Raw genomic sequence first — 12,141 nt, forward strand, 5'->3', positions numbered from 1 at the left:
CTTTATTTTTTTGCAAAAAATTAAATGTTGGAGTTATTCACCCCAACATTTATTATAGAACCAGTTTTTTGGTCATAAACTCTTCCATAGAAGCATATCTTTGAATAAGAATAATAGGAAAGAAAAGAAGGGAGAAACTATGGAGGAAAGAAGAAGCATAAAAAGCAAAAATCAAAACATTATTTTGGAAAATAGAGAGAAATTAAGTATATCTGGAGTAGAACATGTAACAAGCTTTGATGAAAATACTGTGATCTTAGATACAATAAAAGGAGTCCTTACCATAAAGGGAAGTAACTTAGATATTAATAAATTAAATTTAGATGATGGCAATGTGATTGTAGAGGGAGAAGTCGGGACTATGATCTATAGCGAAAAAGAAAGTTTTGGAAACAAAGGAATAGGATTTTTAGGAAAAATGTTCAAATAACCGCAAAGCGGTTATTTTTTTAGCTGTTTTAAATCTTTGGTGAAAGCAGGGGGGTTATATGATTACTTATGTATCTGAACAAATCTATGTATTCTTAGCTACTTTATATGGGGGAATAATTATAGGATTTATATATGATTTGTATAGAATATTTAGAGGTGTTTTTAAACCCAAGAAAATTGCTACAATGATCGAAGATTTTATTTTTTGGATGCTTATTGGAATGGCAGCAGTGTTTGTGCTTCTTTTCTCTAATGATGGTCAAATTAGATTATACACATTTTTAGGATTTGTTTTAGGAGCTACTTTGTATTACAAAATTTTAAGTGGTTTTGTGATTTACTTATTAGTAAAAATAATTAAGATCATTCAAAAAATATTTGTAAAAATATTAAAAATTATTTTGTATCCTATAAATAAATTGATAAAATGGATAAAAAGACCTTGTAGAGTGATAAAAAAGCGAGTTTCTTTTGTTGGGTATAAGATAAAAAGAGTGGCATCCTTGCCTAAAAGGGTATATAAAGAATGTAAAAAATATATAAAATGGATGAGACGAAAAAAATAGGAGGAAAAGAGTTTTTTTTATAGAATTATTTAAAGAAATAATATAATGAGGGATGTAATAATGGATGAATATAAAAAAAAACAGAAGAAAAAGAAAATAAATAGGATTCCTATATTTTTTTTAGTCATAGGAATTTATATATCTTGGATTTTTGTTAGACAACAAATAGAATTAAAAGAATTAAAAACTCAAGAAGAAGTTTTATATAAGCAAATGGCAGAACTAAAAAAAGAAAAGGCTCAATTACAAGAAGAAAAAAATATGGGGAATGATCCTAAATATATTGAAAAAATAGCTAGAGAAAGATTGAAGATGGTAAAAATGAATGAAATTATTTATATAGATACTCATAAAACTAAATAAAATTAGGAAAAAATTTAAAGATAATAGGAGTATATTGACAGGCTCATAAATATAATTTATAATGAGTGCAAATAGATTTGTAATTATTTAAAAGGAGGAAGATTTAAGTTATGCCCGTTGAAATAGGAAAAGTTGTAGAGGGCACTGTAACTGGCATTACAAACTTTGGTGCTTTTGTTGAACTGCCAGAAGGGAAAACAGGGTTGTGCCACATTTCAGAGGTAGCAGATGATTATGTAAAGGATATTCGCAGTTATCTGAAAGAACAGCAAAAGGTAAAGGTGAAGATTGTTTCTATTGATGAAAAAGGAAAAATAAGTCTTTCTATTAGGAAAGCCATATCTAAACTTCCTCAAAGACCAGCTTCTAAACCTATAGAGGTAGATTGGCAAAAAAAAGAGAAAGAAAAGCATTTATCTTTTGAAGATAAACTTAGCCAATTCTTAAAAGATAGTGAAGAAAAACAACAACAAGTGAAAAAGAATATGAATACAAGAAGAGGAAATGGATTCAATAGAAAAGAATTAGTTAGATAATAACCGAGACAATGTCTCGGTTTTATATATTTGCACCCTAGGAGGAGATTTTATGAAAAAACTTGGGGCTATTGATATCGGAACAAACTCTATGAGGATATTGATTGCAAAAGTAAAAGAGAATAAAATGATCGAAAGTTTTAAAGATTTAAGGAGTACTAGGATTGGAGAAGGGGTAGACAAAACAGGAGTTTTGTCTCAAAATTCTATACAAAGAAATATAGATGCATTAAAAGAATTTGTTGAAATTGCACAGAGAGAGAAAGTTGAAAAATTATCTATTATTGCAACGAGTGCAGTAAGAGATGCAAAGAATAAAGAAGACTTTCTAATAAGAGCTTACGAAGAAGTGGGAGTACATATAGAAGTGATTAGTGGAGAAAGAGAAGCTAAACTTGGATTTTTAGGGGTTTTAAAGGGAATAGGACAAATCAAAAACATATTAGTGTTAGATATTGGGGGAGGAAGTACAGAATTTATCTTAGGAAATGAAAAAGGAATACATCATGTTATAAGTATAAATATAGGAGCAGTTAGGATGACAGAAAAGTTTGTAACAACAGATCCAGTATCCAAAGCAGAAATGGATCGAATGTCTGAAGAAATAGATCACAAAATTAAAATAGCTATGGATGATATGAAAGATTTTTCTATTGATTGTATTGTAGGAATTGGAGGAACGATCACTACTTTAGCAGCAGTATGGAAGAAATTAAAAATATATGATAGAAATCAAGTTCACAATACAAAGTTACAACATAATCAGATTAAAGAAATGATAGATATATTTTTATCTAAAAATATTGAAGAAAGAATAAAAATGGAAGGTGTTCATCCTAAGAGAGCAGATATTATTACAGCAGGTACATTGATTTTAGAGAGGATTCTTTCTAAGATTCATAAAGATGTCATAGTAAGTGAGTATGATAATTTGGAAGGACTAATATTTGAGGAGTTGCATTAGCAACTCTTCATTTTTTTATCGATAAACTTTTAGCAAGACCTACAAAGTTTAACAGCAAAAAAATTTATGTTTTGGTTTGTATTTCAAAATAGGAAAGGAGTCAACACAATATACAAAATAAAATGTAAAAAGGCAACATTAACTGTCTGAAATTTCTAAAAATAAGTACACACAACTTGACAAATGTTTCAAACCCTTATTGATATAATTTTTTTAAGAATAATCAATAGGTGGTGTAAAAATGGCAGAAAGAACAAATGTAATTCCTTATAAAAGGGAATATAGTGGACAAGCTAGAGGGATTTTTAAAGATAGGAAAAAACAAGAAAGTTTTCATTTATCAAAAAATATGACTGTACTGGTGCTAATTTCTTTTCTATTAGGAAGGACAACTATTTTAGAAAGTCTTGCTCCTTTTGGTATAGCTCTGTATATTACCCTTGTTGTCAAAGAAAAAAGATACACTTATTTAGGATTATTTATTTTATTTGGAATATTTACAGCAGGAGAAGGAATTAGTGTTGCTAAATATTTTATAGCCCTTGCTCTTTCATTTATGATTTTTGGTTATGTAAGAGAAAAAAAGAAATTTAAAATTTTCGTATTAGCTCTTTGTGCAGCAGGAACAATGTTTATTTCGGGACTTATTTTTATAATGGCAACAGAATTTTATATGTATGACTTATTTATGGCAGGTTTTGAATCCGTAGTTGTGTTTGTATTTGTATATATTCTTTCTTATGCAATACCCGTTATTATTCAAAAAAATAATAGAAAAATCTTATCTAATGAAGAATTGATTTGTATAGCAATCCTTACAGCTATTGTGGTTTCAGGTCTTTCTAATATTTCATTAGGAGGCTGTAGTATTAAGAATATATTTGGCATATTGCTTACTCTTGTGTTTGCATATAAAGGAGGTGCAGGTGTAGGTTCAAGTGTAGGAATTACCATTGGGATTATTACAAGTATGTCTACTATAGGAACTCCTTTTATGATAGGGATATATGGATTTTGTGGATTATTAGCAGGTGTATTTAAAGATTTAGGACGAATTGGATCAGGAATAGGGATAATATTGGGAAATGCTATTTTAACCTTTTATACAAATGGTTCTACAGAGGTATTAATACAGATCCAAGAGGTTTTTCTAGCATTAGGAATGTTTCTGATTGCACCAAACTCTGTATTGCAGTATATGGACAAGTTTGTAAATACTAATGCCATACAAGGAGATCAAACCTATAGTGATAGAATACAAAGAATAGTATATGAAAAATTGCAAGCTTATTCTAATGCTTTTTCTGAGTTAGCGCTAACTTATGGCAATATTGCAGAAACAAAACAAGTTCTTGACCAAGGGGATATGGCTAATATGGTAGATGAAATTGTAGAGAAACTTTGTAAAAATTGTGGCATGTGTAGAAGCTGTTGGCAAAATAATTTTTATGGTACGTATAATGATGTATTAGATGTGGTTACATACTTAGAAACCTATGGAGGTATTAAAGAGAGCCAAATTCCTAACACTTTAAGAAAAAGATGTATTAAATTAGATACTTTAATGGAAGTTATTCATGGAAGATTTGAAGTATGTAAAGTTCATTATGAATGGCAAAGAAAGTTATTTGAAGGAAGACAATTGGTGGCAGAACAATTTAAGGGAGTTTCTAATATTATTCATAATCTTTCTAAAGAAATAGATACAAAGATAGAATTTAAAATAGATATAGAAGATGCTTTATATGCAGTATTTGATAAAGAAGAAATTTTGGTTGATAAAATTACCATTATGGAAAGAGAAGATGGTAAATTTGAAATAGAAATTCAAAAAAGGGCATGCTTTGATAGAAATAAATGTGAAGAAGAAATTATTCCTATTGTATCGAAGGTAATTGGAAGAGAGGTAGTAAAGAAAAGTAATCATTGTAAATATGATGAAGATACAGGAAAATGTAGATTTACATTGGTAGAAGCAAAAAAATATAAAGTACTTACAGGAGTAGCTAGAGTATCAAAAGATGATAGAGGGATTTGTGGAGATAATTATTCTTTTATTGATTTAGAGGATGGAAAATATATGATGGCTTTAAGTGATGGAATGGGATCTGGAGAAAAAGCAGCAAAGGAAAGTCAAGCAACTATTTCTGTGCTAGAGCATTTGATGGAATCAGGTTTTGAAAAGGATATAGCCATTAAAACCATTAATTCAATATTGGTACTCAAATCCTCTGATGAGATTTTTTCTACAATGGATTTATCTATATTAGATCTATATACAGGAAAAATAGAGTTTGTAAAAATAGGTGCTGCATCTAGCTTTATTAAGAGGGCTAGTGGGAAAGTAGAAGTGATTCGTTCTACCTCTTTACCTATAGGAATTTTCAATAATATAGATGTAGAAAGCTTTGGACAAGAATTAAAAGATGGAGATTTTATGATTATGATGTCTGATGGAGTAGCTGATGCAGATAAAAATATGGAAGATGGATGGATAGTTGAGGCTATTAAAGGAATCAATAGTAAAAATCCTGAGAAAATAGCGGATAAGCTTTTAGATATAGCTATTCAAAAGTATGGAAATAAAATAGAGGATGATATGACTGTCATGGTATCAAAAATTTGGAAAATATAAAAAGAGCTGTAAGGCTCTTTTTTGTTGTATAGAAAAATATGGAAAAGACAATAATGAATAAAAAGAAAGGAGAGATTCAATTGGAAATGAAACAAATTATAGTGGTGACAGATGGACAATCTAATATAGGTGGAAATCCTGTATCAGCAGCAAAAGAAGCTAAAGAAGAAGGTGTGATTGTAAATGCTATTGGAATTATAGATGGACAAGCAGATGAGGCTCTTTGGGAGGTAGAAAAAATTGCACAAGGAGGAGGAGGTATATGGGAAAATACAATGATACAAGAATTAGGACAAACTATGCACGGAGTAACTCAAAAAACTGTTCATAAAACAATTGAAACAATTGTAGGAAAACAATTAAAGGAAATAATAGGAACAGACCTTGAAAATATTCCACCTAAAGAAAGAAGTAAAATTGTAGATTATATGGACAAAGTCAGCGAAGAGATAGGGATTAAATGTTGCATTGTAATGGATTGTAGTGGAAGTATGAAGAATAAGATGGCAGTAGCAAGGCAGAGCATTATAGAACTTATGAATTCATTAAAGGGTAGAAAAGGGAAAAATGAAATAGCAATTATTGCATATCCAGGGAAAAATGGAGAGTGTACAGATATGATTAGTGATTTTACACAAGATATTCAAAAAATCAAAGAAAAAGTTTTTTTACTCAAAGCAGGAGGAACTACACCTACTGCTGCAGCAATTAATCATGCTATTTCTTTGTTTAAGATGGATGTATCTATAAAAGAAGAAGTATTTTTAGAAGAAAGTATGGTTTAAAGCGACTAATTATAGTCGTTTTTTTGTGAGAAAGGAAGAGGTATATGAAAAAAATAAGACTTTCTCTAGGAGATTATGTGATCGGAAAATGGAATAAAAATAAATATAAAATACTAAGTGTATTAGGGGAGGGGGGAGTTGGAAAGGTTTATAAAGTAAAAAATCAAAGTACAAATAAGATATGGGCGCTAAAAGTTAGTGATGATTTAAGTAGCATTACAAAAGAATATGATATGTTAAAAAAATTTTATTATATTGATGCTATTCCTTGTGTAAAAGAAATAGATGACTTTATATTTGAAAATGACACATTGTATTATATTGTTATGGAGTATATAGAAGGTCAAAATTTAAAAGAATATATCAAAACAAAAAAAATAAGTATAAAAAATGCTTTTGGGATTATTTTATTTATTGGGAATGTATTTAAAATACTACATGATCAAAATTTTATATTTGGCGACTTAAAGCTTGAAAATATAATGATAGATCAAAAAAATAATGAAATGAAAATTATTGATTTGGGAGGAGTAGTATATGTAGGTGATTCCATAAAGGAATTTACACCTAATTATGATCGAGCAAGCTTTAATATGGGACTTAGACGAGCTGATGAAAAGTATGACTTGTTTTCTATTACTATTTTAATGATCAACCTTTTGAGTGGTACTATTTTTTATCCTCAAGAAACGAATATAAAGCAAATGATTCAAAAATTAAAAGAACTTAAATTTTCTCCTAAACTTATACTTCTAATTCAAAGATGTTTAAATCAAAATATTACCTTCAAAATATTTTTGATGGAGATAGAAAAATACTATAAAGAAGAAAAATATAAAAAAAATATATTTATTTTTGATATATATAAAAGTATTGATATAGTATTTATAGGAAGTTTTATTTTTTTTATATTGGTTTTGTATAAGTGTTGTATAAAGTGAACCAATTCTTATGACAAATGAATTTAAAGTAGAAAAATGATTAAAAATATAAAAAGTATTTGGTTTTAGCAGGGTTTTAAGGGTAATATATAGAAGTATTAGGATATAAAAGCTAAGAACAGGAGTAAGGAAATGTTAAAAAAGTTTTTAAAAACCATACACAAACATAAAATGTTTCAAAGAGGAGAGAGCATTGTTGTAGGGGTTTCGGGTGGACCTGATTCTATTTGTCTTCTACATCTTTTGTGGAGTATTCAAAAAGATTATGATTTAAAGCTTTATGTGGTACATTTGAATCACCAATTTAGAGGAAGTGCGGCAGATGAAGATGCTATATATGTAGAAAAATTTTGTAAGAAGTTGAATATACCTGTTTTTATCTATAAAAGAAATGTAGAAGAATATAGTAAGAGAAAAGGAATTACTTTTGAAGAGGGAGGACGAGAAATAAGATATGACCTATTTGAAGAAGTCTTACAAAAAACAAAATCTAAAAAGATAGCAATTGCACAAAATATGGATGATCAAGCAGAGACTGTTCTTATGAGAATTATGAGAGGGTCTGGACTTGAAGGATTGTGTGCTATTTCGTATGTAAGAGATCAAAAAATTATAAGACCTATATTAGATTGTAGTAGATATGAAATAGAAGATTATTGTAACAAAAATAATCTTCATCCTAGAATAGACCATACAAACTTAGAAGCGATCTATACAAGAAATAGAATAAGATTAGAGTTAATTCCTTATATAAAAAAATATTTTAACCCAAATATTAAAGAGACTCTTTCAAGAACAGCTAATATTTTAAGGGAAGATAAAGATTTTATAGAGGATTATCAAAAAAAATTATATCATGAGATAGTAACAAGAAAAGAGCAAGAGATTTATATTGACAAAATTGTATTTAAAAAACAACATATAGCTATTCAAAAGAGGATATTAAGACGAGCTATATGGCAAATGACAGGAAATTTAAAAGATATACAGATGAAACACATACAAAGCATTATAAACATTATAGAAAGTGATTCTTTAGGAATAAAAATAGATCTTCCAAGAGGTTTATGGGCTAGAGTAGAAAAAGAATGTTTAATTTTTTCTATGGAAAAAAAAGAAATAGAAAAGTATTATTTTGAATACAATATAAATATTGGTGAAATACTATATCTTCAAGAAACAAGGTGTGAAATTTTTTCTTGTGTAATGGATATAAAAGATTTAAAACATATTTCAACGAAAGACCATATGAAATTTTTTGATTATGATAAAATCTGTGGAAATTTAGTCGTTAGAAATCGAAAGAATGGAGATAGATTCTCTCCTTTAGGAATGAAAGGAAGTAAAAAGTTAAAGAATTTTTTTATTGATGAGAAAATACCAAAACAAAAAAGAGAGGATATTCCTCTTATATGTGATCAAAATGAAATTATATGGATTATTGGATATAGAGTCAGTGAAAAATATAAAATCGATAAAAATACTAAAAAAATTTTAGTAATAAGCTATAAAAAGAAAAAATGAAAATTTTTTAAATTTTTAATCATAAGAGAAAGATAGTCTTTGTTGTTTTACCAAAAAAAATATGGTAGAATAAAAAGATGTTACATGAAAGGAAATAATCGCATTGAAGGGAGGGCTTTTGTTGAAGAAGTTTTTTAGGGGAGCTAGCTTCTACATACTATTATTCATCATTATTATCTCTATTGTGCATTTTTATGGTCAGCCGACACAAGAGAGAGTACCTTTAGGTATGTCTGATTTGGTAATGGAGCTACAAAAACAAAATGTTAAAGAAATTTATATTGTTGAGAATTTAGTAAAGGGTGAACTGAAGAGTAATGGTCAGTCCTTTGAAACATATATACCTCCAGTGGTCCGTTCAGAAATTTTAACAGAAAAGTATTTACTTCCCCAAATGGAAAGTGGAGTTTTAAAAGTTTCAGGAGAACCACCAGCAAAGACACCTTGGTTTTTTGAAATATTACCATCTATATTTATGGTATTAATATTTGTTGTGTTTTGGTTTGTATTTATGCAACAGTCCCAAGGTGGTGGGAGCAGAGTTATGTCTTTTGGAAAGAGCAAAGCAAAGCTCCATAAAGAAGATGAAAGAAAAAAAGTTACTTTTAATGATGTGGCAGGCTTAGATGAAGAAAAAGAAGAACTTCAAGAAGTAGTTGACTTTTTAAAAAATCCTAAAAAATATATGGAGTTAGGAGCAAGGATTCCAAAAGGAATCTTAATGGTAGGACCTCCAGGAACTGGAAAAACCTACTTGTCTAGAGCTACTGCAGGAGAAGCAGGAGTACCATTTTTTAGTATTAGTGGTTCTGATTTTGTTGAAATGTTTGTAGGGGTAGGAGCATCTCGTGTAAGAGACCTTTTTGAACAAGCAAAGAAAAATTCTCCATGTATTGTATTTATTGATGAAATTGATGCAGTAGGAAGAAAAAGAGGAGCAGGTCTTGGTGGAGGGCATGATGAAAGAGAACAAACTCTAAATCAATTATTAGTTGAAATGGATGGGTTTGGAATCAATGAAGGAATTATTATCATTGCAGCTACCAATAGACCAGATATATTAGATCCAGCATTACTTAGACCAGGAAGATTTGACAGACAAGTAATGGTAGGAGTACCAGATATTAAGGGAAGAGAAGAAATACTAAAAGTTCATTCAAGAAATAAGCCATTAGAAGATGATGTAGATTTGAAAGTATTAGCGAAAAGAACACCAGGATTTACACCTGCTGATATTGAAAATCTTATGAATGAAGCTGCCCTTTTATCAGCAAGAAAAGATAGAAAGAAAATCAATATGGATACTATAGAAGAAGCTATTACTAAAGTGATTGCAGGTCCAGAGAAAAGAAGTAGGGTAGTAAGTGATGAAGATCGAAAGCTTACAGCTTTTCATGAAGCAGGTCATGCAGTTGTAGCCAGAATGATTCCACATTCTGATCCGGTCCATCAAGTAACGATTATTCCTAGAGGGCGAGCAGGTGGATTTACTATGTATTTGCCTAAAGAGGAAAAATCTTATACTACTAAAAGAGAAATGGAAGATAGAATTGTACAATTATTAGGTGGTAGGGTAGCAGAAAAACTAGTATTAGATGATATTAGTACAGGAGCAAGCAATGATCTAGAGAGAGCTACAAACATTTCTATGGCTATGGTTACTAAGTACGGAATGAGTGATACTTTAGGTTCTGTAAATTATAGCTCTGAAGATGAAGTGTTCTTAGGAAGAGATTTTTCTACCAAGAGAAATTACTCTGAAGAAATTGCGTCTAAGATCGATAAAGAAGTGAGAAAGATCATTGATCATGCTTATGAAAGAGCAGAAACGATATTAAATGAAAATATGGATAAACTTCATCTTGTAGCAAATAGACTTTTAGAAGTAGAAACATTAAATGCAGAGGAATTTGAAAAATTATTTACAGGAGAAGTAGATTTAGAAAAAATACAAGATCAAAATGATTCAATAGACTTAGATAAGGAATAGTAAAAAACCCCCTTTTGTACATGAAAAGGGGGTTTTTTAGAAATAGAATAAGATAAAAAATAATGAAGAATATATGAAAATTTCCTAGGAAATACTTATATATTAGCAAAGAATTTTTAAAATTGTTGTATAATGAAAGTAGAAAAGAATAAGGAGGGTATAATCTATGGCAGATTATAATGAAATGGCACTAAAACTCCATAAAGAAAACAAGGGTAAAATTACAATTGAAAGTAAAATTCCTGTAAAAAATAAAGATGATCTTTCTACTGCCTATACTCCTGGAGTGGCAGAGCCTTGTAAAAAAATTTATAAGAATAAAGAAGATGTGTATACATATACAGCAAAAGGAAATATGGTAGCTGTTGTAAGTGATGGAACTGCTGTATTGGGACTGGGAGATATAGGACCTTATGCAGCAATTCCTGTTATGGAAGGAAAAGCAGTGCTTTTCAAAGAATTTGCTGGAGTGGATGCTTTTCCTATTTGCTTAAATACTAAAGATGAAGAAGAAATTATAAAGACCATAAAGTTTATGGAGCCTATGTTTGGAGGAATTAATTTAGAAGATATTGCAGCACCTAGATGTTTTGAAATAGAAAGACGACTTCAAGAAGAATTAGATATTCCTGTATTTCATGATGATCAACATGGAACTGCTATTGTATGTTTAGCAGCTTTAATTAATGCTTTAAAACTTGCAGATAAAAAAATAGAAGATACAGAAGTAGTTATCAATGGACCAGGATCAGCAGGTATTGCAATCGGAAAGATTCTTTTGCAAGCAGGAGTGAAGGATATTATATTTTGTAATAGAGAAGGTGCTATTTATGAAGGAATACAAGGACTGAATTGGGCACAAGAAGAAATCTCAAAAGTAACCAATAAGAAAAAACAAAAAGGAACTTTAAAAGATATAATAAAGGATAAAGATGTATTTATAGGAGTATCTGCTCCAAATGTATTAACAAAAGAGATGGTATCTTCTATGAATAAAAAAGCTATTATATTTGCGATGGCAAATCCTACTCCTGAAATTATGCCTGATGAGGCTAAAGAAGCTGGAGCTTTTATTGTAGGGACAGGAAGATCTGACTTTCCAAATCAAATTAATAATGTACTTGCTTTTCCTGGTATATTTAAAGGAGCATTGGCTATTAGAGCAAAAAAAATTACAGATTATATGAAGTTACAAGCAGCTTATGCAATTGCTAATGTTTTAGGAGATGAGGAATTAAGAGTAGATCAAATTATTCCAAACCCTTTTGATGAAAAGGTAGCGCAAGCTGTATCAGATGCAGTAATGAAAGCTGCTAAAGAAGAAGGAATGACAAGTAAATAAAAAAGCCCTAAGGGCTTTTTTATTTACTGTTGAGCAATTTTCAGGAGAATATAAGGGATTTTA

General features: G+C 29.6%; 11 protein-coding genes. All 11 read left to right on the forward strand.

The genetic code is table 11. The features are described from left to right. Positions 1-139 precede the first annotated feature (139 nt). Positions 140-430 carry a sporulation protein YabP gene (gene yabP / locus EK368_RS00170; protein ID WP_129595706.1) on the forward strand — a complete coding sequence of 97 codons (291 nt, stop codon included), beginning with the start codon at positions 140-142 and terminating at the stop codon, positions 428-430. Between the two features lie 58 nt (positions 431-488). Then, on the forward strand, positions 489-998 hold the full coding sequence (gene yabQ, locus EK368_RS00175) for a spore cortex biosynthesis protein YabQ (protein ID WP_129595707.1): 510 nt from the start codon (positions 489-491) through the stop codon (positions 996-998). Positions 999-1,058: 60 nt separating this feature from the next. Continuing rightward, entirely contained in the window at positions 1,059-1,361 is a 303-nt protein-coding gene (locus tag EK368_RS00180; protein WP_165000259.1) for an FtsB family cell division protein, read from the forward strand. Positions 1,362-1,471: 110 nt separating this feature from the next. Beyond that, a complete protein-coding gene (locus EK368_RS00185) occupies positions 1,472-1,897 on the forward strand; it encodes a S1 domain-containing RNA-binding protein (protein ID WP_129595709.1) in 426 nt (141 codons plus the stop codon). A gap of 52 nt (positions 1,898-1,949) precedes the next feature. Then, a complete protein-coding gene (locus EK368_RS00190; RefSeq protein ID WP_129595710.1) occupies positions 1,950-2,861 on the forward strand; it encodes a Ppx/GppA phosphatase family protein in 912 nt (303 codons plus the stop codon). A gap of 241 nt (positions 2,862-3,102) precedes the next feature. Further along, positions 3,103-5,496 carry a stage II sporulation protein E gene (spoIIE, locus tag EK368_RS00195; RefSeq protein ID WP_129595711.1) on the forward strand — a complete coding sequence of 798 codons (2,394 nt, stop codon included), beginning with the start codon at positions 3,103-3,105 and terminating at the stop codon, positions 5,494-5,496. An 86-nt stretch (positions 5,497-5,582) separates the two neighbouring features. Continuing rightward, the gene (locus tag EK368_RS00200; protein WP_243109323.1) at positions 5,583-6,281 is read left to right on the forward strand and encodes a vWA domain-containing protein; all 699 of its coding nucleotides are present in this window, start codon (positions 5,583-5,585) and stop codon (positions 6,279-6,281) included. 44 nt (positions 6,282-6,325) lie between these two features. After that, positions 6,326-7,222: a protein kinase domain-containing protein gene (locus tag EK368_RS00205; RefSeq protein WP_129595713.1), complete on the forward strand. Its 897-nt coding sequence runs from the start codon at positions 6,326-6,328 to the stop codon at positions 7,220-7,222. 132 nt (positions 7,223-7,354) lie between these two features. After that, a complete protein-coding gene (gene tilS, locus EK368_RS00210; RefSeq protein ID WP_129595714.1) occupies positions 7,355-8,746 on the forward strand; it encodes a tRNA lysidine(34) synthetase TilS in 1,392 nt (463 codons plus the stop codon). 121 nt (positions 8,747-8,867) lie between these two features. After that, positions 8,868-10,736: an ATP-dependent zinc metalloprotease FtsH gene (ftsH, locus tag EK368_RS00215; protein ID WP_202976397.1), complete on the forward strand. Its 1,869-nt coding sequence runs from the start codon at positions 8,868-8,870 to the stop codon at positions 10,734-10,736. Between the two features lie 166 nt (positions 10,737-10,902). Continuing rightward, positions 10,903-12,078, forward strand: coding sequence for an NAD(P)-dependent malic enzyme (locus EK368_RS00220; RefSeq protein ID WP_129595715.1), 1,176 nt, complete (start codon positions 10,903-10,905; stop codon positions 12,076-12,078). Positions 12,079-12,141 lie beyond the last annotated feature (63 nt).

The organism is Anaerophilus nitritigenes, assembly GCF_004138215.1.
Taxonomy (GTDB): domain Bacteria; phylum Bacillota; class Clostridia; order Peptostreptococcales; family Thermotaleaceae; genus Anaerophilus; species Anaerophilus nitritogenes.

Excerpts from the sequence above, each read along its gene's own strand:
- EK368_RS00200 (WP_243109323.1), top strand. The coding sequence starts at position 5,583 with ATGAAACAAATTATAGTGGTGACAGATGGACAATCTAATATAGGTGGA.
- EK368_RS00220 (WP_129595715.1), top strand. The coding sequence starts at position 10,903 with ATGGCAGATTATAATGAAATGGCACTAAAACTCCATAAAGAAAACAAG.
- EK368_RS00185 (WP_129595709.1), top strand. The coding sequence starts at position 1,472 with ATGCCCGTTGAAATAGGAAAAGTTGTAGAGGGCACTGTAACTGGCATT.
- tilS (WP_129595714.1), top strand. The coding sequence starts at position 7,355 with ATGTTAAAAAAGTTTTTAAAAACCATACACAAACATAAAATGTTTCAA.
- EK368_RS00205 (WP_129595713.1), top strand. The coding sequence starts at position 6,326 with ATGAAAAAAATAAGACTTTCTCTAGGAGATTATGTGATCGGAAAATGG.
- yabP (WP_129595706.1), top strand. The coding sequence starts at position 140 with ATGGAGGAAAGAAGAAGCATAAAAAGCAAAAATCAAAACATTATTTTG.
- spoIIE (WP_129595711.1), top strand. The coding sequence starts at position 3,103 with ATGGCAGAAAGAACAAATGTAATTCCTTATAAAAGGGAATATAGTGGA.
- EK368_RS00190 (WP_129595710.1), top strand. The coding sequence starts at position 1,950 with ATGAAAAAACTTGGGGCTATTGATATCGGAACAAACTCTATGAGGATA.
- EK368_RS00180 (WP_165000259.1), top strand. The coding sequence starts at position 1,059 with ATGGATGAATATAAAAAAAAACAGAAGAAAAAGAAAATAAATAGGATT.
- yabQ (WP_129595707.1), top strand. The coding sequence starts at position 489 with ATGATTACTTATGTATCTGAACAAATCTATGTATTCTTAGCTACTTTA.